Below are 20,055 nucleotides of genomic sequence, written 5' to 3' on the forward strand. Positions count from 1 at the left end.
CGCACTGATGTGCGGGCAAGGTAGGCAACGCCGAGTTGCGCCCGATGGGACCCCTTCCCTTCGGGTTGCGACCAAAAAGGCCATGCGCGGCGTTGCAAAGCCTTGTCGGGGGCCTACCCCGACAGCGTTTTGCGCCTTGCTCATGGCCTTTTTGGCTTGCAACGCATCCTTCAATATTAGTGTGAACAGGCCCTAAAGCCTGGCATCTGCCGACAAGCCACTCGATGGCTGGCGGCTGTGCTGGTACATCATTATTTTTTGAGGCCGACACCCGCGCCGGCCGTCTGTTTGAGCAGGCCCTAGTGTGGTGTTGCACGCTATCCGGTACATAAAACCGCGTCTTTTCGTCCATGGCGGCGTTGCAAATCCTCGCCATAGTGGAACTATGGCTGTGGTTTGCGCCTTGCCCTGAACAAAAATCCATCGGTTTTATTTGTACCGTCAAGCATGCAACACCACACTAGCTTGAAGCGGTCAGCCTGCGCGGCGTGATCTCCACCGAGCCGGCGCCGGTGCTCATCCAGACCGTTCCGTCCTGAACCGTCACCTGCAGTTGCATGCTGCGTTCGGCCAGTTGCGCCAGCGCCTGGCTTTGCGCCGCCTCAATCTGCCAGACCACCAGGTTGGCGGCGCGCGTCAGCTTGGTTTCCATGGTTTTCCACCACACCGGCGTGCTGCTGGCAAAGCTGTAGACGCTGACGCGTTCGGCGCGGCCGGCGGCGCGCATCAGGCGTTTGTCGTCGGGCTGGCCGACATCAATCCAGTGCAGCACCGCGTCGGTGTAGTCCTTGTGCCAGAGCGCCGCCTCATCAACGTCCCACAGGTCTTTGGCAAACTCCAGCTTGCCGCGCTGCTCGTCGGCCGGCACATTCAGCGCAAAGGCCAGCAGCCGGATCATCATGCGTTCGTCGGCCTCGGATGGGTGCCGCGCCATCGTGACGTTGTGGTCGGCGTAAACGCCGCGGTCCATGTCGGCAATTTGCAGCTGGGCTTTGTAAATGGTGGCTTTGAGTGCCATGGTGGTGGTGCTTTTGTAGGAAATCGGTGAACCCGCTATTGGAACAGCCTTTTGCCATACCTTTTTGCAAGCCCTTTTGCCGCCAGGCACTCAGGCGGTCCGCGCCGCGCTGCGCAGCACAGGCTGGGGGTGGCGCCAGAGGCTGGTACGGTGTACGCTGGTACATCTTGCATCACCGGCCATCTGTCATGAGCACCTCTCACACACCAGGGCACGATCACCCGCACGAGGCCGCCTGGAAGCACGATGGCGTGCGTGTGATTCCCGGCAATCAGCTCGATGGCAGCACGGCGCAAACCCCGGGCATGGACCGCCGCGCCGCCATCAACTTTGCGCGTGTTGGCGCGCAAAAACTCTGGGCCGGCACCGTCACGATTCACCCCGATGCCAAAACCGGCGCCCACCACCACGGCCATCTTGAAAGCGTGATCTACGTCATCAAGGGCCGCGCCCGCATGCGCTGGGGCGAGCACCTGGAGTTCATGGCGGAAGCCGGGCCGGGCGACTTTATTTACGTGCCGCCCTATGTGCCGCACCAGGAAATCAACGCCAGCGCCACCGAGGTGCTGGAGTGCGTGGTGTGCCGCAGCGATGGCGAGGCCGTGGCGGTGAATCTGGATATTGAGCCGGTCGAGAAGCCCGACACCGTGCTGTGGGTGGACCCGACCCACCCTCACGGCGGCGTGTAAACGCCGTGTGAAGTGCCGTAGGACTGCGGAAAACTGCACATTTCCTGCTGCATTTTGCAATTCCTGCTTACGAATGTCACTTTGTCCTACAAGGTGTATCCGGCACGCTTGATACAAATGGGGCTCACGAAAAAAGGAGTACCTACATGGATACCAACAATCAAATCAATCAAGTACAGAATCATTCAGGCGGTCAGTCTGACCTCGGCGAACGCCTGCGCCACAGCAAGGCGCTGATCCCCACCATGGCGGTGATGGGCGTGACGGTCATGGCGCTGGCTGCTGCTCTGGTGGTGGGCCGCTCGGAAGCACAGCCGGGCGGCGCTGCAGCACTGTCGGCCACGGCCGCGCAGGGTGCGCACCAGAGCGCACAACCACCTGCAAAACCGGCAGCCAATACGGGCAACGCCACAAACAGCGCCAAGCGGCCTGCGCTGGTCGCCCAGGCGCCCAAATCTGTCGCGTGCCCGGAGTGCGGCACCGTTGAATCAGTGACTCCCGTGACGCGAGCAGCACCGGCCAGCGGCGTGGGCGCGGTGGCCGGTGGAGTGGTCGGCGGTTTGTTGGGCAACCAGATGGGCGGTGGCAATGGCAAGACCGCGATGACGGTGCTGGGCGCCGTGGGCGGCGGTTTTGCCGGCAATGCAATTGAAAAAAACATGAACAAGACAACCACCTACCAGATGCGCGTTCGCATGAACGGCGGCTCGGTGCGCACGATCGAGCAAAGCAGTGCCGTGGCGGCGGGCTCGCGCGTGGTGGTGCAAGGCAACTCCTTGCGGCTGGCTACCACGTCTGCCGCAGCCGTCAGGCCGTCTTACAGCGCACGCCTGGCCTGAGTTCGCATCATCACCAGCGTCCATAAAACATGCATCAATCCATTTTCAAGTCTTTCATCTCCGCAGGGCTGCTGGCCAGCCTGAGCCTGGCTGCAGCTTTGGCACAGGCCGCTGAACCTTACGTCAATGCCACGGTGGGTGGTGTGCTCGCGCCGGGGGTGTATGGGCGCATTGACATCGGCACGGCGCCTCCGCCGCCGGTGATTTACACGCAGCCGGTGATCGTCACTCCCGTCCCGGCCGTGGTGCAGCAGGCGCCGGTGTACCTCTATGTACCTCCGGGGCACGCCAAAAAATGGTCCAAGCATTGCGCCAAGTACAACGCCTGCGGCCAGCCGGTTTACTTTGTGAAGGTTGACGACAATCGCAAGCATCACAAGAAGAAGCAGAAACACGACGACAGGGATGAACGGCACGGCCGGCACGATCGGGACGACGACTGATCCTGCCCATGGGGCTTGTCACGGCGCCCTTTGGCCCGTGGCCGGCCGGCGCCTCAAAATGTTTCTGCGTTCTGGCGGCCAGATGGCACATGTGCGAAGATCATTCCCTGCAAACCGGGCGCAGGCAGCGCCGGTATTTCACGAAAGAATCCCATGAAAGCAATCTGGAACGGCGCAGTGATTGCGCAAAGCGACACCACCGTGGTGGTGGAGGGCAACCATTATTTCCCGGAAAGCTCGCTCAACCGCGATTACGTCACCTTCAGCAACCACCACACCATGTGCTCCTGGAAGGGGCAGGCCAGCTACTACTCGCTGCTGGTCAATGGTGAAATGAACACCGACGCCGCCTGGTACTACCCCGACCCCAAATCCGAGGCCGAGCACATCAAGGGCCATGTCGCCTTCTGGAAAGGCGTAAAAATCGAGGCCTGACACCGGGTTGGCCTGCCTGCCGCCAGGAGCCCGACAGGCTTGCAGGTGGGCTGGCGGTTTTTGGCCGGATGACTTATAAGTGAGGCATGGCTGGTCAGCGGGAGGGTTTTAGCTAGGCGGCCAGGGTCAGGTTTGACCACAAGTGGGGAAACCTGGGAATCTATCCATGATTTTCAAGGAGATTCATCATGTTCAAGCACATTCTGGTTCCTGTTGATGGCTCGTCCACCGCGTACAAAGCCATCGAGACAGCCATCGCCATCGCGCAGGCTTTCAAAAGTGCTGTGTCCGTCATCTACGTGATTGACCCTTACGCGTTCACCGGTGTCGGAACTGATTTCTCCTATGGACAGGCCGAGTACCTCAGCGCCGCCACCTCCGAGGCCAACCAGGCCATCAAAACCGCGAAAGAGTCTTTCGAGGCGCAGGGCATCGCCGTCACGGCCACGGTGGTAGAGGGGCATGCCATTTACCGGGGCATCCTGGAAACCGCCCAATCCATTCCGGCAGACCTGATCGTGATGGGCTCACACGGGCGGCGCGGGCTGGAGAAGCTGGTGCTGGGCAGTGTGGCTGCGCAGGTGTTGTCGCATGCGCACCTGCCGGTCCTGGTTGTGCGCGACTAAAGACAGCGCCAGGCTGTTTTTGCACTGGCTGCCGGCGTGCGGCCAGCCCCCTGTTTTTTCGACAAGGAGCCTGCATGATATTGCTCAATCACGACATCGCTCACGAATTTCCGGAACACCTGGAGAAAATGCAGCAACTCAAAGCCTCGGATCCGCGCTTTGCCCGCCTGTTTGCCGACTACGACCAGGACAACCACGCCATCACCAAAGTCGAGCAAGGCACTGCCACCATCAGTGAGGAGGCCCTTGAAGTGCTCAAAAAAAGGCGGCTCAAGCTCAAAGACGAGATTTACGAAATACTCAAGGCATCGTGAACCTGCCGGGGCGCTACAGCCGGTTTCTCAAGCAAAACAGGCGCTGTCCCTCGTCAATCAGGCTTAATCGCGTACATCGGCCACCGGCTGGCTGCCAAAGTCGGCGCGCGCCAGAAACGCCAGCACCTGCGTCGCCGCCTCGGCCGGTGAACTGAGCAGGCCACCGCTTTGCAGGGCGGCGAAACGCGCCTGGTCGGGAAAGGCGGTGGCATCGGCGCCGCGCAGCTGAACCTGCATGTCGGTATCAATCACGCCTGGCGCGAGGGCGCAGACCCTGGCACCGCCGGGTTTTTGGGCTTCTTCAAGCGCCAGGCAGCGCGTGAAATGGTCCAGGCCGGCCTTGGCCGCACAATAGCCGGCCTGCGAGGCCATGGCCCGACGGCCCAGGCCGGATGAGATGTTGAGCACCTTGCGCGTGGCGGACCAGCCCTGCGTGGCACGCAGGAAAGCTGCAGTCAGCAGCATGGGCGCCTCCAGCCCCACGCGCAGCGCCTGGGCCAGATCAGGCGCGTCGGCTTCACGCAGCGGGCCGATGCGCGGGATCATGCCGGCGTTGTTGATCAGAGTGGCGCTGGTGAAGTGTTGTGCGGCCTGCCCGGCCAGCCACTGCGCCAGCCGCGCACTGGCCGCTTCGCCCTGCGTGAGGTCCTGGGACCACTGCACCAGCGTGGCACCGGTGCTTTGCGCCTGCAACGCCAGGGTGTCGCTGGTCTGGCGCGAGATGCACAGCAGCGTATGCCCGGGCTGAAGCAATTGCCCGGCCATGGCAAGCCCCATGCCGCGCGAGGCGCCGGTGAGAACTGTGAGTTGCGGGGGGAAGGGTGCTTGGGTCATGCTGGGAATGGTAACGCAGCAAGCCCCCCGTCAAGCCCAATGATGTGCAGGCATTTTGTGCTACAAATTTGATAGCAATCAGCCGCACTTCGGATTGGAGTCCGCCGATCATGAGGGCGACCTGGCACCCTTTACCGGTGTGATAATATTTAATTACAGGACGTCACTGTACCCACTGTGAGCTGTACAGCTCTGCCATGTGTTCGCGCACTGGGCATGGCCCGTGATTCTGCACATCCATTTCCACACACAAGAAAGACCACCACCCGACTTAATTTTGGGTGGCCCGCGGCAACACCGTTTAGGGCCACCACCACCAATTCCACAGGTGCCTGCAGCCAGACATGGCTGCGGGTTAAACGGGAATGGGGTGCGCACCCCCACACAGGTGCAAAGCCCCAACTGCCCCCGCAACGGTAAGCGAGTGCGGGTGTGCCACGGTGGTTGAACTGCCCTTCAACCACCAGCCACTGAATGGCGACGTGGCGCTGTTGCAATGACAGCGTGCGCGGTCCATTTGGGAAGGCGGCACACCAAGACTTGCGAGTCCGGATACCGGCCTGAGGACGAGCGCCGCCATGGTGTTTTTGCACCGTGGCGGTATTTGCAAACACGACCAACTGCGGGGTGCAGATGGCGGCAGCTACAGCCACCATGAACGTTGGGCGGGTGTGGGCGTCGCTTCATCTTGTGCGGTTGGCCGTTTGATCCGGAGCCGACCCACCATGAAAAGAGCTATCTGGCGCACGCGTTTTGCGCCCGCCTTGTCTGTTATCGCCGCCGCATGCCTGCTGGCCCCTGCGCCAGCCCGTGCACAAGCCCAAACCAACTCCGCTGCGGAACCAGGCCCAAACAGCCTGGCGCCTGTCGTGGTCACCGGGCGTCGCACCATGTCGCGTCTGGAGGACACGCCACAACGCATCGAAGTGATTGACAGCCGGGACATCGCGCACACCCCGGCACGCGAACTGACCGACCTGCTCAAGAAAAACAGCAGCGTGGACGTGATTCAGTACCCCGGCAATCTGTCGGGCATTGGCATTCGCGGCTTTCGTCCCGAGTTTTCCGGCATCAACCAGCGCACACTGTTGCTGGTGGACGGGCGGCCCGCCATGTCCACCAATCTGAGCCTGCTCAACATGGATCAACTCACCCGTGTCGAAGTCCTCAAGGGGCCAGCCTCGGCCTTGTACGGCTCGCAGGCCATGGGCGGCGTGGTCAATCTGATCACCCGCGAAAGCCGTGGTCCCCTGCAGGGCAGCGCCGACCTCTCGCTGGGATCGTTTGATGGCAAGGAAGTCAAAGCCCGTCTGGGCGGCGGCCTGAACGACACGTTCGACTTTGACTACTCAGGCTCGTGGATTGACCAGGGTGACTTCACCATGGGCAATGGAGAGCTGCGCCCCAACACCGCCTACCAACAGCAAAACCACGCCCTGCGTCTGGGCGTCAACCTCAACACCGACTGGCGCTTGAACGCCAAGGTCGACACGTATCAAGGACGTGACATCGCCACCCCGGGCGATTACGCCTACGGCCTTCAGGACCAAAGCAACAAGGACATGAACCGCACGGGCTACGACATGCGGCTCACGGGCAAATGGCGGGAACACAGGCTGAGCTTCACCGCTTTTACAGGCTCGCAGTGGTACAAGCTGACGCGCAAGACTTCGCGCATCGCCGCGGAGCAAAAGTTTTTGCCCTACCAGAGCTTTGAAGGAGACCTGTACTGGCGCGGCCTGCAGGCACAAGACGTGTGGGACTGGTCGCCCAACGCCAGCCTGGTGTGGGGCGTGGACAGCGAGAAAGCCAGTTCCGTCACCCGCAGCTACAACGCCAACGGCACGCGCAAGGGGCCATTTTCTGCCGACAACACCCGCCAGACCATGGGCGTTTACGCCGAAAACACCTGGCAACTGAATGACGACGCCACCACGCTGCATGTGGGGCTGCGCAACGACCGCATTCGCGTGGAAACACTGGCCACGCCCTTCAAAACAGGCTTCACCCCCACCGCCGCCCGCTTCAGCAGCACCAACCCCAGTGCGGGCTTCAAGCATTTGGTGGGTGCTGGCGTGCGGCTGCACGGCACCGTGGGCAAGGGTTTTGTCGTCCCCAGTGCCAGCGAGCTCACGGGTGAAGCCACCACGCTGGTGGCTGGAAAAACCGAAATCACCCGTGGCAATCCCAACCTGAAACCAGAATCCAGCCTGACCTGGGACCTGGGTGCCGAATGGTCTTCAGGCCCATTTTTTGTCGATGCGACGGTGTTCAGCACCAAGGTGCGCGACCGCATCACACGCGATGCGGGCGTCCTCATCAATCCCACGACCCGCGTGTTCAGCTACCGCAATGCGGACTCCGCACACATGCAAGGTCTTGAATTGGAGGGCCGCTGGCAAATCAATCCCACATGGCGTTTGTCCGTGGCGGGCACGCAGTTTTTTCATGCGCGACAGCAAACCAGCAGCGGCTGGGAGGCTGTGAACAACGTGGCCAAGCGCACGGTGCGGCTGGCCGTGGATGCGCAGCAAGGTCCCTGGAGTGCGCGCCTGGGCGCACGTTATGTGGGCCGCACCCATGACCAGGACTGGGTGAGCGGAAGCGGCAAGCAAGTGCAGTACGCCGGCTACGCCGTGTGGGACCTGTCGGCCCGCTACCGCATCGGCCAGAAGCAGACGGTTGCGCTGGCAGTGGACAACCTGTTCGACCGTTTCTACGCCGAGAAATTCGGCTTTCCCCAACCCGGACTAAGCATCAAGGCCACCTACCACCACGACTTTTAAGGAGACACCCGCATGCAACACGCGACCCTCAATACGCCTGACGCCCCTGAAACCCCTGAAACCCAAACCCGCGTCATCATGGATGAGCCAGGCCGTGGCCGGCTGGAGGTCTGGCCCGTTACCGCCGACGAGAACACCTTGTGGATGCTTTTGCAGGATATTTTCCAAGGCCACTGGCAACACATCCGCTTTGGCACCATGGTGCCGGGCGCGGTGTGGGAAATCAAGGCGCCCAATGCGCCCATTCGCATCGATTTGCTCGACGGCTACCTCACCGTGGACTTTGGCGCTTGGCATTTCCATGTGTGCATTGGCACTTTCAGCGGCGTGAGCGCTGAACTTGCAGCACAACGGCGCACGGCGCGGGCAGAGTTGTACCGGCTGCTGAACGCACAGGATGCACCCAAATCGTGGGGACTGCGTCTGTACACAGGGGCTGGCGACCAGCAGCTCACGGTGTTTTTCCCCAACCCGTTCCTGACCGACACCGACAAGCGCGCCGACCAGCCCGACTGGAGCAAGCTGGCCCTGTGGGACAGCTTGCGGCGCGACTATCTCGGGTTGGCCCCCGACCCCGTGGACCGCAGCGGCAAGGGTTTTGCATGCGGCGGTTGAGCCTGAAGGCCCTGTGCGCAGCCTGCGCGGCGCTGTGCTTGTCCATGCTCGCAACAGCCGGTGCGGCAGGCACGGCGCGCCTCGCCGCGCAGCCGCAGCGCATTGTGTCGCTGAACCTGTGCACCGACCAGATCGTGCTGCAACTCGTTCCACGCGAGCGCATTGCCGCCTTGAGCTGGCTGAGCCAGAAACCCGAAAGCGCAGCCCTGCATCAGCAGGCACAGGGTCTGCGCACCGTGCGCGGCTCGGCCGAAGAGGTGCTGGCCCTGCAGCCCGATCTGGTGCTGGTGGGCACCGCCACCACACGTCACACCACGCGCCTGCTGCAGTCGTTTGGGGTGCGCACCCTGGCACTGCCAGGGGCCGACAGCTTTGCTCAAGTCAAGGCGCAAATACGCACGGTGGCCGCAGCCGTGGGTGAAGCGGCTCGCGGGGAAGCCGTGGTCGCGGTGATGGAGGCGCAGGCGCGTGCCATCGCAACGGCTCACAACGCTCCCGCAAACACCGCACGGCAAGGCACACGGCCCGTCGCCATTGCCTACTGGGCCGGTGGGCGCAGCGCGGGCCGGGACACACTCTACGAAGACATTCTCACCACCGCAGGCTATGCCAACGGTGCCACGCAAGCGGGCATGAAAGGCTATGCCGCACTGCCACTTGAGCGTTTGGTCGCGAGCAGCCCCAACGTGATCGTGACCAACGATTACAAGCGCGGGGCGCCCACCTTGGGCAACCGCTTGCTCAAACACCCTGCATTGCTGGGCACTGGCGCGCAGGAAGTGCGCCTGCCCAGTCGCATCACCGTTTGTGGCGGCCCCTGGAATATCGATGCCGCCGCATTGCTGGCCCGGGAAGGAAGCCAGCCATGAAAAACAAAATGTCAAGCCGTGCCATGGCGGCAGGGCTGCTGGCGCTTCTGCTGGGTCTGGCGGTGCTGTCCCTGTTGACCGGCCCCGTCGATATTGCAGCGCCACGGCTGCTCGCCGGGGCATGGGCAGGCGAGATGATTCCGTCCCGCATTTTGCTTGACCTGCGGGTGCCACGCACCGTTTTGTGCATGGCCGTCGGAGCGGCACTGGGACTGTCCGGGGCGGCCATGCAGGGCCTGCTGCGCAACCCCCTGGCAGAGCCTGGCCTGCTGGGAGTCTCCAGTGGCGCGGCTTTGGGCGCGGTACTGGCCCTGTACACGGGTTTTGCCGACACCTTCATACTGGCCTTGCCCCTGGCCGGGTTTGTGGGCACAGCCCTGGCCGTGGGTTTTGTCTTTTTTTTGGCTGGGCGGCAGACCCCCACCACCACGCTGATTTTGGCGGGTGTGGCGGTTTCCTCGCTGTGCGGGGCATTGATTTCGCTGGTGCTGAACTGGTCGGCCAGCCCCCAGGCAGTGAGCGAGATTGTGTTTTGGATGATGGGATCGCTGGCCGACCGCAGCACCCGCGACATGGCTTTGGCCGTGCCATTCATTGCGCTGGGCGCAGGGGTGCTGCTGGGCGCCCGGCACGGCCTGGCAGCGCTGTCTTTGGGCGAGGAAGCCGCCCACACGCTCGGCGTGAACCTGTCCGGGCTACGCAGCCGCGTACTCGTGGGTTGCGCCTTGTGCGTGGGCGCCTCGGTCTCGGTCAGTGGCAGCATCGGCTTCATCGGCCTGGTTGCCCCCCACCTGATGCGGCCCTGGGTGCAAGGCAGTCCCGCACGCTTGCTGCCTTTGTCGGCGTTGGCAGGCGCGGTGTTGCTGACCGTGGCCGATTTGTGCGTGCGCTGGCTGCAAGGCACAGGGCCGGAACTCAAGCTGGGCGTGCTGACCGCATTGATCGGAGCCCCGTTCTTTTTGGCATTGATTCTGCACAACCGAAGGAGTCCAACATGACCATGCTGGCTTGCGAAAACCTGACCGTCCAAGTGGGCCATCGCACGCTGGTGCGCAACCTGAGTCTGAAGTTGCGAGCGGGCGATTTACTGGGCATTGTGGGCACCAATGGCGCGGGTAAAACCACCCTGCTGCGCGCCTTGGTGGGGCTGTTGCCAGCCACGCAAGGTCGCGTCGAGCTCGCGGAGAAGGCGCTGGCGGCCTGGCCCGCTCGTGCGCGAGCCAAGCTGCTGGGCTATTTGCCACAAGGCCACAGCGTGCATTGGCCGCTGCCTGGACGCGATGTGGTGGCATTGGGGCGCCTGCCCCATGGGGACGCGCAAACCAGCAGCGGCAGGCTCGCCATCGAGCAGGCCATGGACATCACCGACACCACGGCATTTGCCGCCACCACGGTGCAAACCCTGTCGGGCGGGGAACGCGCACGCGTCATGCTCGCCCGGGTACTGGCGGGCAATCCGGCCGCCTTGCTGGCCGATGAACCCTTGGCCGCCCTTGACCCCGCGCATCAGCTGCGGATGATGGCGCTGCTGCAACGCCAGGCCAGCCAGGGACGCGCCATTGGCATGGTGCTGCACGACCTGGCGCTGGCCGCCCGTTTTTGCACCCGTGTCGCCGTGTTGCACCAGGGGCAATTGCTGGCTGAAGGACCTCCCGCATCGGTTCTGACCGACCACATCCTGGCCCAAGCCTTTGGCGTGCGGGGCGTACGCCTGGAACACGCTGGCGTGGCATGCACCATCCCTTGGGAGCTGGCTGATGGATGACACGATGCCAGGAACCTTGAGCTTGCCCCTGATGCCCGCACTCCATGGGCTGCCCAGGGGCATTCAGACCCTGAGCACAATCGGAAAATTGGCCTGCAGCCCGTCGGAGCCGGCGGTAAAGGAAACCGTCAAGGCCGCGCGTGCCGCCTCATCACGCAGGTTGCGCCATAAAAAATCGCGCTCGTTGTGCGGGTCACCTGCCACGTACAGCTGCGTGGTCAGCAATTCACGGCCTCCGAGTTTGACTTTCACATGAATGTGCGGCGTGCGGCTGCCATAAGCTACGGGGCGAATGGTGCGAAAGCGGTAGCGCCCGTCACGGCTGACCACGACGCGGCCAAAGCCCTGAAAGGCCTTGTCGGCCTGACCGCCATCGCCGGGATGATGGTAATGCCCGGCGTCGTCACATTGCCATATTTCCACCTGCGCGCCACTGACGGGGTTGCCGGCCATATCGCTGACCGTGCCTTCCAGCCAGGTGCGTTGCCCCCGTGCGTAATCGAGCGCGCCATTGCGCAGCAGGTCGAAATCCGAGTCTTCGGGAATAGCCACCGGGTAAAAAGGCCCTTCGGTCTGCGATGGTGTGGCAAGGCGCGGCCGGCCTGGCTGGGCGCGTGGACCCAGCCACAGTGCAGGCATGGCCACCAGGGCGGCGGCAACACTGCGGCGCTGCCACAGGCGTGAGGGGGTGGGAAGGGCGGTGGAAGGTGACCGGATGACGGGCATGCTCATTCTCCTGCTACATAGCTCAGAGGCGCTTCGCAGGTTGAAGTTCCACCCGCCCATCCACTCGTCTAAAAAGGCGGCGCGCTTTCAAACTGCATGGTCTCGCCCGTGAGCGGGTGGGGCAGGCGCAATGCACAGGCGTGCAGCAGCAGCCGGCCTGCTCTGGCCTGCACCGCGGCATCGGCATACAGCGCATCCCCCAGGATCGGATGGCCCAGCGCCTGCAAATGCACGCGCAGCTGGTGGGAGCGGCCGGTCACGGGTTCCAGCAGCACGCGTGTGGCGCCAGTCTGGGCGCCTGTGGGCAGCACCTGCCAGCGTGTCAGGCTGGGCTTGCCACGCACCGGGTCAATGATGCGCAACGGCCGGTTCGGCCAGTCCACGATGATGGGCAGGTCAATCGCCGCCCAGCCGTCGATGGCGTCGGCCGGAGGCCGCAGGCAGCCATCGACCACGGCCACGTAGCGCTTGTGGATGCCGCGCGCTGCAAAGGCGTCACTCAGGCGGCGCTGCACCTCGCGGCTGCGCGCCATCAGCATCAGGCCCGAGGTGGCCATGTCCAGCCGGTGCACGACGAGGGCGTCGGGGTAATGCCGCTGCACGCGTGTGCTCAGGCAGTCCTGTTTGTCTTCACCGCGGCCGGGCACGGCCAGCAGGCCGGCGGGTTTGTTGACGACCAGCAGCCGGGCGTCAACGTGGACAAACTCCAGCGCGCTCAAACGCCATCCTGGCGGCCGGCCTGCCGCTTGATGTCGCGCAGCATGAAGAGGTAGAGGCTTTCCACCTTCTCGCGTGCCCACGGTGTTTTGCGCAGAAACTTCAGGCTGGAGGCGACACTGGGGTCGCTGGTGAAGCAGCGGATGTTGATGCGCCGGCCCAGCTCCTGCCAGCCGTAATGGGCGGCCAGGGCGGTCACGATGGCCTCGAGCGTGAGGCCGTGCAGGGGATTGCCCGGCTGATTCATGGAGCCCCCACGTTCGCGCACTTCGTGTCACTCTCTGCCCCCCGAGGGGGCGCATTTTTCCTTGGGGCGGCCCGGCGGAAAAACATGACCCCTGCGCTCAGCATTTTCGCGCCTTGCCGATCACTTGTTTTTCAGCTTGCCGCGCACGGGCACCACGGTCACGATGCTGGGGCGCACCGCATCGGGCGACACCGGCTTGGGCGGCGAAGTGTCCTTCTTGGGCTTTTTGACCATCTTGTTGCTGTGTTGTTGACCTTTTGCCATGGCGTTCTCCAGTGGGTTGAGCCTTGCGCTGGTGCAGGGCATGCCTGAATTATCAGTGTTATTGATCAGTGCAACTTGATGCGCGGGCGGTGCGCCCGGTCAATCATTTCAGACAGGGTGATCAGCGCGGTTTTCTTGAAGCCGCCCAAGGCCAACTGGTGCTGCTTGTGCAGCGCCCAGTACATCAGCTTGGCCATCTGCCCTTCGATGAAGAAGCTGCCCTTGGTCAGGCTGCCCATCAGGCTGCCGACCGAAGAGTACTCCGACAGGGACACCAGCGAGCCCTGGTCCCGGAACACAAAGGGTGAAACGGTTTGCCCGGCCTGCAGCCGCGGCAGCGCACGCGCCAGGTACATGGCCTGCTGGTAGGCGGCTTGCGCGCGCGGGGGCACCCAGGTGCCGTCCGGCTGCTGGCAGGCTGCGCAATCGCCAAAGGCGTAAATGCTGGCATCGCGGGTGGTCTGCAGGTTGCCGTTGACGACCAGCTGGTTGAGCTTGCTGGTCTCCAGCGGCTCGCCGCCGCCCAGGGTCTTGAGGAAGTCGGCCGCCTTCACGCCGGCAGCCCACACGGTGATGGACGAGGAAATCACATTGCCACTGGCCATCTTCAGGCCGTCGGCGGTGACTTCAATCACCTTCTCGTTGGTGTGCACCTCAATGGCCAGCTTGCGCAGCTCGCGCAGAGCCGACTCGCTCAGGCGTTCGGGCAATTGGGCCAGCAGGCGGGGCGCGGCCTCCACCAGCACGATCTGCAAGTCTTTCTCGGGGTGGATGTGGTCAAAGCCATAGTTGGCCAGCACGCGCGCGGCGGCATGCAGCTCGGCGGCCAGCTCCACGCCGGTGGCGCCGCCGCCCACAATCGCCACCGTCAGGCGGCCGCTGCCGGCCGTGCGCGGCACGCTTTGCGAGCGGATGCAGGCGTTGATCAGGCGGTCGTTGAAGCGCTTGGCGGCCTGCGGGCTGTCGAGCTTGATGGTGTGCTCGGCCGCGCCTAGCGTGCCAAAGTCATTGGTCTGGCTGCCCACGGCAATCACCAGGGTGTCATAGCTTAGTTGCTGGGCCGGCGTGATCTCGCGGCCGGCTTCGTCGTAGCTGGCGGCCAGCTGCACGGTCTTGCTGGCGCGGTCAACGCCCACCAGGTTGCCCAGGCGAAACTTGAAGTGGTTCCAGCGCGCCTGCGCCAGGTATTCAATTTCTTCGGCGTGGGTGTCAAAACTGCCTGCGGCCAGCTGGTGCAGCAGCGGCTTCCAGACGTGGGTGCGGGCCGCATCGACCAGCGTGATGTCGGCCAGGCCTTTTTTACCCAGCCGTTTGCCCAACTGGGTGGCCAGAGCCAGGCCGCCCGCGCCGCCGCCCACAATCACAATCCGCTGCATAAACTCCCCCGGTGATGGTTTTCTCAAGTGGGCTCAATGGTAACGGCGGGCTGTGGGGGAAGCCGCGACAGGGCCGCCTTTAAGTCGGCTCTACATGCCCAAAAACTGACGGCGACGCCAGACTCAGCTTCTCATCAGGCGGTCTGCCTCGATCCAGGCGCTGACCGGGGCTGGAAACGCCGGCGAGGTCGGGTCCAGCCCCATGGCGGCGCGGCTGTCGCTGTTGCTGACAATGCCCTCAGGTCCTACCACCGCGCCCTTGGTGTAGCCCACCGCCATGCTCTGGCCGGCATGTTCAAACTCAAAGCGCATGTAGTTCCAGCGTTCATCCCAGCATTGCATGGAAAACCGCAGGGTGTACACCGTGAAGGGCTTGAGCCCGCGCCTGAAGGCAATCATGCTGCCGCCCAGCATGGGTCGCCAGCCGCGTTGAAGGGCGACCGGCAGGAAGCCGGCGCGCGTGAAGTACTCGATCAGCGCCAGATCCACAATCGTCATGTAGCGGCCATTGTTCATGTGGCCGTTCACATCGAGGTCGGTGGGCAGCACGCGCAACTGCATCGCTATGGTGTCGCCCATCTGGATGGGCGGTTTGAAGCGGGCGCGCAGCCAGGTCCAGATCAGGCGGAAGTAAAGATTCATGGGGTGGTAGCTTTCTTGCTGGTTTGACGGATGGCAGGGCTTGCCGCCGGCACCGGCCGGGGCGTGATGCGGCGCTGTGCCTCGTAGGCGGCGAACAGCGGCGCGATGCGGGGGTGGCTGGCGCCGGGGCCGGGTGCCCAGTCCAGTTCGTGCCGGCCCAGTGCCTTGCCGGCGGCATTGCGGGGGCGCAGCGGTGGCAGCTCCTGGCCGGTGCTGCGCTCCACCACGCGGGTCGGAATGGTGTCGGGCGTTTGCAGCCAGCGGTCGCCCCACTGCATCAGTGAAATCAGCACCGGCAGCAGGTCTTCACCCATTTCGGTGAGCTGGTAGCCCTGGCGCCGTCCTTTGGCCTGCAGGGGCTCTTGCACCAGAATACCGGCCTCCACCAGCTTGGCCAGCCGGGCCGACAGCACGTTGCGGGCAATGCCCAGGTGGGCGGCAAAGTCGTCAAAACGGCGCGTGCCAAACACCACTTCACGGATCAGCAGCAGCGCCCAGCGGTCACCCAGCAAGGCGAGCGCGCGGGCGGCCGAGCACAGGGATTCGTTGGGTTTGAGGCGAGGCATGCGGTAACAGCGAGTCCTTCAATGGGCCGGATCATAAGTTAAAAAGTTTTTTAAAGCAACTAAATGAGTTTTTTAATAAAACCTTTAATCAAGCCCTTAATCCACCGTCTGGCGATACCGTTTGAGGGCCACCAGGCCAGCGACCAGCATGAACAGGGCGATCGGCCACAGCTGCGTGGACACTTCCACGATGCCGTTGCCCTTGAGCATGATGCCGCGCACGATGCGCAGAAAGTGTGTCAGCGGCAAGAGCTCGCCGATGGCCTGCGCCCAGGCCGGCATGCCGCGAAACGGGAACATGAAGCCGGTCAGCAGCATCGAGGGCAGGAAGAAGAAGAACGTGAGCTGCATGGCCTGCAGCTGGTTGCGCGCGATGGTGGAGAAGGTGAAACCCACCGCCAGGTTGGCCGCGATGAACAGCACCAGCACCACCGACAACAGCGCCAGGCTGCCGACCATGGGCACGTTGAACAGCAGCCGCGCGGCGATCAGGATCACGATCACCTGCACGTAGCCGATCAGGATGTAGGGGACAATCTTGCCCAGCATCACCTCCAGCGGGCGCGCCGGGGTGGCCAGCAGGTTTTCCATGGTGCCGCGTTCGCGCTCGCGCGTCATGGCGAGTGAGGTCATCATCACCATGGTCATGGTGAGGATCACGCCTATCAGGCCCGGAACCACGTTGTAGCTGGTCAGGCCTTCAGGGTTGTAGCGGCGCTGCACGCGCACCTCGAAAGGCGCGTCGGCCTGGCGCAGCGGGGCCAGCGGGCCGTACAGCTCGCGGCCGATGGCGCGCTGGCCAATGCCGCCCAACGCGGCGATGGCGTTGCCGGTGGCGGCCGGGTCGCTTGCATCGGCGGCCAGCAGCACGGCCGGGTGCTCGCCGCGCATCAGCTTGCGCGAGAAATCGGGCGGCACCACCAGCACGAACTGCACCTGGCCGGTGGCCAGCAGCGCGTCGCCCTCGGCCTCGCTTTGCAGCCGGTGGGTGATGCGAAAGTATTCCGAATTTTCCAGGCCCGCTACGAAGCTGCGTGAAAACTCGCTCTGGTCGGCCGCGACAATGGCCGCAGGCAAATGCTTGGGGTCGCTGTTGATGGCGAAGCCGAACAGCAGCAGCTGGAGGATCGGCACGCCAACCATCATGCCGAAGGTCAGGCGGTCGCGGCGGACCTGGCGAAATTCCTTGATCAGGATGGCGAGGAAGCGAGACCAGCTCATGCTTTTTCTCCTGTTTTTTCTCCTGTTTTTTCGCCGGAAAAGTTGTCTTGCGCGTCCTGCATCAGCGCGATGAATACGTCCTCCAGGCTGGGCTCGATAGCCTCGGCCGCCAGCCCTTCAAAGGGCAGCGTGGCCAGCGCATCTTCAATAGCCTGGGTGCTGGAGGCGCTGACATGCAGCGTGGAGCCGAAAGGCGCTACTGTGCGAATATCCTTGGCATCGCGCAGGCGGTGTGCCACCTCGATCAGGTTAGCGCCCGAAATGGCCCAGGTGACGAGCCCGGCGCCGGCGATCACCTCGGCCACGGTGCCGCGCGTGAGCAGCTTGCCGTAGGCAATGTAGGTCAGCTCATGGCAGCGCTCGGCTTCGTCCATGTAGTGGGTGGAGACCAGCACCGTCAGGCCGGCGGCGGCCAGGTCGTGGATCTGATCCCAGAAGTCGCGGCGGCCGGCCGGGTCCACGCCTGCGGTCGGCTCGTCCAGCAGCAGCAGCCGGGGACTGTGGATCAGGCAGGCAGCCAGCGCCAGCCGCTGCTTCCAGCCGCCCGACAGCGCGCCGGCCAACTGGTCATGGCGTGTTGAGAGGCCCAGGCGCTCCAGCGTTTCGCGCACCTTGCGGGGGCGATCCGGCACGGCGTAAACGCGCGCGATGAAGTCGAGGTTTTCCGCTATCGTCAGGTCTTCATACAGGCCGAAGCGCTGCGTCATGTAGCCCACCTCGCGCTTGATCAGCGCGGCCTGGGTGCGGATGTTGTAGCCCATGCAGGTGCCTTCGCCCGCATTGGGCCTGAGCAGGCCGCACAGCATGCGGATGGTGGTGGTCTTGCCGCTGCCGTTGGGGCCGAGGAAGCCGTAGATGCGGCCCTTGGGCACGCGCATGTCGAAGTGGTCCACCACCACGCGATCGCCGTATCGCTTGGTCAGGCCGCGCACATCGATCAGCGCCGGTTCGTTTGCAGAACTCATGATGCCGGCCCGACGGGTTTGGCGGCCAGGCGCACTTCCAGCGGCTGGCCCGGGTGCAGCCGGCGCGCATCCTGCGGGCTGGGGCGCGCCTCGACCATGAAGACCAGGCTTGCGCGGTTTTCCTTGCTGTAGATGATGGGCGAGGTGTATTCGGCCTCGCGCGCGATGAAGCTGATCTTCGCCGGAATCGGCGCGCCACAGCCGTCGCACTGCAGGCGCACTTCCTGGCCGATGGCGATGGCGCCCAATTGCACTTGCGGCAGGAAAAAGCGCGCCTTGATGTTGGCCGGTGGCAGCAGCGTCAGCACGGCTGCGCCCGCAGGCACCCATTCGCCTTCCCTGAACAGCACGTCGACCACGTCGCCCGCCACCGGCGTGCGCTGGGTTTTCTGGTCGACCCTCCAGTCCGCCTGCTCAAGCTGCGCCTGGGCAGCCTTGACTTCCTGCTCGGCAGCGCTGATTTCCTGGCTGCGCGCGCCCTGCATGGCCTGGCGTAGTTGCGCATTGAGCTCATTGATACGGCCCTGGTCTCGCGCAACGGCGGCACGCGCCTGGTCCAGGCTCGCGGGGGAGAGAAACTGCTGCGCCACCAGCTTGCCGCTGCGTGCCAGTTCGGCGGACGACAGCCCCAGCGCGGCCTGGGCCTGGGCCAGTTGCGCGCGGATGGCCGCCAGCTCGTCCGGCCGTTTGCCCTGGCGCAGATTGCTCAATTGGTCCCTCGCCCGCGCCACGCGGTAAGCCGCTTCCTGGCGCGCGGCCCGTTCGCTTTCCTGCTCCAGCACGAACGCGGCCGCCGATTCGGGCGCCTTGTCGCCGCGGTTCAGATGCAGCTTGGCCAAGGTGCCACTGATGGGCGCCGCCAGCCGCACGTATTCGGCCTCGGCGTAGCCGGGAAAGGTATTGGTCTGCCCTCCATCGCAGGCTGCCAGCAGGGTGGCGGCGAACAAGATACCGGCGCAATGCAGCCGTGTATTCATGGTGTGTCCTTTGAGGGGGTCAGCCCGTGCAAGGCGAACTCGATGCGCTGGGCCAGGGCCTGCTCCGACAGCACCAGCGCGGCCGCGGCTTGCGCCGTGGGGCTTTGCTGCAAGGCCGTGCTGACCAGGATGGGGGCGGCCACGGCGCCGGCCATGAAGGCGATCACCTGCGGCACGGGCGCCTTGGCCAGGTTGCCCTCCCCTTGGGCTTGCTGTACCAGCGAGGCGATCACCTCGATATGGCGCGGCAGGTTCGCCTTGAGGAACTCGGCGGCCAGCGGATCGCCACTCATGGCATCACCCAGGATGCGCACGAGCAGGCGGCGGTTCTTGATGCCGAAGCTGCCAAGCACGCCCAACGCATCACGCAGGTTCTGCACCGGCGGGTGGGCCGGGTTGACGCGCAGCGTGAGCGCCGAGAACATTTCGTCGTAGGTACGCTGGAGTACCGCCTTGATGAAGTTGTCCTTGGTTTTGAAATGGTAGTGAAACATGCCGAGATTGACGCCCGCATGTTCGGTGAGGCGCCGCACCGACAGGCCGGCGCAGCCGGTGACCGGCAGAAGCTCCAGGCCGGCGTCCAGCAGCAACTGGTCAATGTATTGGGAGGGGCGGGCCATGGAGTTATTATACAAACGTATAGTAATGAGTCAATGCGATTTGGCGGCAATCGGCTGGTTCATGCCCCTACACAGCGTCTCCGATCTTTTTGGCCAGCGTGCCTACATGCGCATGTGGTTTGCCCGCCTGTTTGGCACCACCGGAGGCCAGACGCTGATGCAGATCGAAACCCCTAACGCCATGCGGGGCCGCGTCAGTGTCGTCAATTCAGTCTTTATTGGCGCGTCGAATCAGCTCGGTGAGTTCAAGTCGGGCGCCACGGCAGCACTGCTGGGGCCCGTGGGCTCGGTGGTGGCGGGTGGTGTGGGCACGCTGCTGGTGGCTGCGTTGTGGTTGAGCTGGTTCCCCTCGCTGGCCCGGCGCGACCGCATGGCCAGCTAGGGCCTGTTCACACTAATATTGAAGGATGCGTTGCGAGTCAAAAAGGCCATGAGCAAGGCGCAAAACGCCGTCGGGGTAGGCCCCCGACAAGGCTTTGCAACGCCGCGCATGGCCTTTTT

General features: G+C 63.9%; 24 protein-coding genes, 1 pseudogene and 1 riboswitch. Of the genes and pseudogenes, 12 read left to right on the forward strand and 13 right to left on the reverse strand.

Annotated features, from left to right (window positions below):
* Window positions 1-460: 460 nt before the first annotated feature.
* Window positions 461-1,018: a YaeQ family protein gene (locus tag V6M61_RS20815; RefSeq protein ID WP_332778518.1), complete on the reverse strand. Its 558-nt coding sequence runs from the start codon at window positions 1,016-1,018 to the stop codon at window positions 461-463.
* 188 nt (window positions 1,019-1,206) lie between these two features.
* Between V6M61_RS20815 and V6M61_RS20820 the strand changes: the two genes are divergently transcribed.
* From V6M61_RS20820 to V6M61_RS20845, 6 genes are all read left to right on the forward strand, one after another.
* Window positions 1,207-1,707 carry a cupin domain-containing protein gene (locus V6M61_RS20820; protein ID WP_332778519.1) on the forward strand — a complete coding sequence of 167 codons (501 nt, stop codon included), beginning with the start codon at window positions 1,207-1,209 and terminating at the stop codon, window positions 1,705-1,707.
* Between the two features lie 146 nt (window positions 1,708-1,853).
* Complete coding sequence (locus V6M61_RS20825; protein ID WP_332778520.1) at window positions 1,854-2,546, forward strand: glycine zipper 2TM domain-containing protein; 693 nt, start codon at window positions 1,854-1,856, stop codon at window positions 2,544-2,546.
* Window positions 2,547-2,575: 29 nt separating this feature from the next.
* The gene (locus V6M61_RS20830) at window positions 2,576-2,989 is read left to right on the forward strand and encodes a hypothetical protein (RefSeq protein ID WP_332778521.1); all 414 of its coding nucleotides are present in this window, start codon (window positions 2,576-2,578) and stop codon (window positions 2,987-2,989) included.
* 153 nt (window positions 2,990-3,142) lie between these two features.
* Window positions 3,143-3,424, forward strand: a complete 282-nt coding sequence (locus V6M61_RS20835) for a DUF427 domain-containing protein (protein WP_332778522.1) — start codon at window positions 3,143-3,145, stop codon at window positions 3,422-3,424.
* Window positions 3,425-3,612: 188 nt separating this feature from the next.
* On the forward strand, window positions 3,613-4,050 hold the full coding sequence (locus V6M61_RS20840) for a universal stress protein (protein WP_332778523.1): 438 nt from the start codon (window positions 3,613-3,615) through the stop codon (window positions 4,048-4,050).
* A 74-nt stretch (window positions 4,051-4,124) separates the two neighbouring features.
* Complete coding sequence (locus V6M61_RS20845; protein ID WP_332778524.1) at window positions 4,125-4,364, forward strand: YdcH family protein; 240 nt, start codon at window positions 4,125-4,127, stop codon at window positions 4,362-4,364.
* Window positions 4,365-4,427: 63 nt separating this feature from the next.
* On the opposite strand, the gene V6M61_RS20850 is transcribed toward V6M61_RS20845, so the two are convergent.
* On the reverse strand, window positions 4,428-5,198 hold the full coding sequence (locus V6M61_RS20850) for an SDR family NAD(P)-dependent oxidoreductase (protein ID WP_332778525.1): 771 nt from the start codon (window positions 5,196-5,198) through the stop codon (window positions 4,428-4,430).
* 309 nt (window positions 5,199-5,507) lie between these two features.
* A riboswitch (cobalamin riboswitch) is annotated at window positions 5,508-5,776 on the forward strand.
* 147 nt (window positions 5,777-5,923) lie between these two features.
* Between V6M61_RS20850 and V6M61_RS20855 the strand changes: the two genes are divergently transcribed.
* Genes V6M61_RS20855 through V6M61_RS20875 form a run of 5 tightly spaced genes read left to right on the forward strand, consistent with a single transcriptional unit; the run spans window position 5,924 to window position 11,233 of the window.
* On the forward strand, window positions 5,924-7,984 hold the full coding sequence (locus V6M61_RS20855; RefSeq protein WP_332778526.1) for a TonB-dependent receptor: 2,061 nt from the start codon (window positions 5,924-5,926) through the stop codon (window positions 7,982-7,984).
* A gap of 12 nt (window positions 7,985-7,996) precedes the next feature.
* On the forward strand, window positions 7,997-8,599 hold the full coding sequence (locus tag V6M61_RS20860) for a DUF7676 family protein (protein WP_332778527.1): 603 nt from the start codon (window positions 7,997-7,999) through the stop codon (window positions 8,597-8,599).
* Complete coding sequence (locus V6M61_RS20865) at window positions 8,587-9,468, forward strand: ABC transporter substrate-binding protein (protein WP_332778528.1); 882 nt, start codon at window positions 8,587-8,589, stop codon at window positions 9,466-9,468. The genes V6M61_RS20860 and V6M61_RS20865 overlap by 13 nt, the downstream gene beginning before the upstream one ends.
* Window positions 9,465-10,466, forward strand: coding sequence for a FecCD family ABC transporter permease (locus V6M61_RS20870; RefSeq protein ID WP_332778529.1), 1,002 nt, complete (start codon window positions 9,465-9,467; stop codon window positions 10,464-10,466). Before V6M61_RS20865 ends, V6M61_RS20870 begins: the two co-directional genes overlap by 4 nt.
* Window positions 10,463-11,233 (forward strand): ABC transporter ATP-binding protein, encoded by a 771-nt coding sequence (locus V6M61_RS20875; RefSeq protein WP_332778530.1) that lies wholly within the window; start codon window positions 10,463-10,465, stop codon window positions 11,231-11,233. The genes V6M61_RS20870 and V6M61_RS20875 overlap by 4 nt, the downstream gene beginning before the upstream one ends.
* Before the next feature lie 63 nt (window positions 11,234-11,296).
* Here V6M61_RS20875 and V6M61_RS20880 read toward each other — a convergent pair whose 3' ends face one another.
* The 11 genes from V6M61_RS20880 to V6M61_RS20930 all read right to left on the reverse strand — a co-directional run bounded on the left by V6M61_RS20880 (window position 11,297) and on the right by V6M61_RS20930 (window position 19,554).
* Window positions 11,297-11,959: a dioxygenase family protein gene (locus tag V6M61_RS20880; RefSeq protein WP_442957828.1), complete on the reverse strand. Its 663-nt coding sequence runs from the start codon at window positions 11,957-11,959 to the stop codon at window positions 11,297-11,299.
* 68 nt (window positions 11,960-12,027) lie between these two features.
* Window positions 12,028-12,678, reverse strand: coding sequence for an RluA family pseudouridine synthase (locus V6M61_RS20885; RefSeq protein ID WP_332778531.1), 651 nt, complete (start codon window positions 12,676-12,678; stop codon window positions 12,028-12,030).
* The gene (locus tag V6M61_RS20890) at window positions 12,675-12,923 is read right to left on the reverse strand and encodes a VF530 family protein (RefSeq protein WP_332778532.1); all 249 of its coding nucleotides are present in this window, start codon (window positions 12,921-12,923) and stop codon (window positions 12,675-12,677) included. Before V6M61_RS20890 ends, V6M61_RS20885 begins: the two co-directional genes overlap by 4 nt.
* 120 nt (window positions 12,924-13,043) lie before the next feature.
* Window positions 13,044-13,187 carry a hypothetical protein gene (locus V6M61_RS20895; RefSeq protein ID WP_332778533.1) on the reverse strand — a complete coding sequence of 48 codons (144 nt, stop codon included), beginning with the start codon at window positions 13,185-13,187 and terminating at the stop codon, window positions 13,044-13,046.
* Between the two features lie 65 nt (window positions 13,188-13,252).
* Window positions 13,253-14,563 (reverse strand): NAD(P)/FAD-dependent oxidoreductase, encoded by a 1,311-nt coding sequence (locus V6M61_RS20900; RefSeq protein ID WP_332778534.1) that lies wholly within the window; start codon window positions 14,561-14,563, stop codon window positions 13,253-13,255.
* A 123-nt stretch (window positions 14,564-14,686) separates the two neighbouring features.
* Window positions 14,687-15,205: a thioesterase family protein gene (locus tag V6M61_RS20905; protein ID WP_332778535.1), complete on the reverse strand. Its 519-nt coding sequence runs from the start codon at window positions 15,203-15,205 to the stop codon at window positions 14,687-14,689.
* Window positions 15,202-15,771: a winged helix-turn-helix transcriptional regulator gene (locus tag V6M61_RS20910; RefSeq protein WP_332778536.1), complete on the reverse strand. Its 570-nt coding sequence runs from the start codon at window positions 15,769-15,771 to the stop codon at window positions 15,202-15,204. Before V6M61_RS20910 ends, V6M61_RS20905 begins: the two co-directional genes overlap by 4 nt.
* 96 nt (window positions 15,772-15,867) lie before the next feature.
* Complete coding sequence (locus V6M61_RS20915; protein ID WP_332778537.1) at window positions 15,868-16,992, reverse strand: ABC transporter permease; 1,125 nt, start codon at window positions 16,990-16,992, stop codon at window positions 15,868-15,870.
* Window positions 16,989-17,957, reverse strand: coding sequence for an ABC transporter ATP-binding protein (locus V6M61_RS20920; RefSeq protein WP_332778538.1), 969 nt, complete (start codon window positions 17,955-17,957; stop codon window positions 16,989-16,991). The genes V6M61_RS20915 and V6M61_RS20920 overlap by 4 nt, the downstream gene beginning before the upstream one ends.
* Complete coding sequence (locus V6M61_RS20925; RefSeq protein WP_332778539.1) at window positions 17,954-18,934, reverse strand: HlyD family secretion protein; 981 nt, start codon at window positions 18,932-18,934, stop codon at window positions 17,954-17,956. Before V6M61_RS20925 ends, V6M61_RS20920 begins: the two co-directional genes overlap by 4 nt.
* Entirely contained in the window at window positions 18,931-19,554 is a 624-nt protein-coding gene (locus V6M61_RS20930) for a TetR/AcrR family transcriptional regulator (RefSeq protein WP_332778540.1), read from the reverse strand. Before V6M61_RS20930 ends, V6M61_RS20925 begins: the two co-directional genes overlap by 4 nt.
* A 148-nt stretch (window positions 19,555-19,702) precedes the next feature.
* Here V6M61_RS20930 and V6M61_RS20935 point away from each other — a divergent pair.
* A pseudogene (locus tag V6M61_RS20935) lies at window positions 19,703-19,936 on the forward strand (MFS transporter); the annotation flags it as partial.
* Window positions 19,937-20,055: the final 119 nt, after the last annotated feature.

Source organism: Polaromonas sp. (assembly GCF_036676035.1).
Classification (GTDB): domain Bacteria; phylum Pseudomonadota; class Gammaproteobacteria; order Burkholderiales; family Burkholderiaceae_C; genus Polaromonas.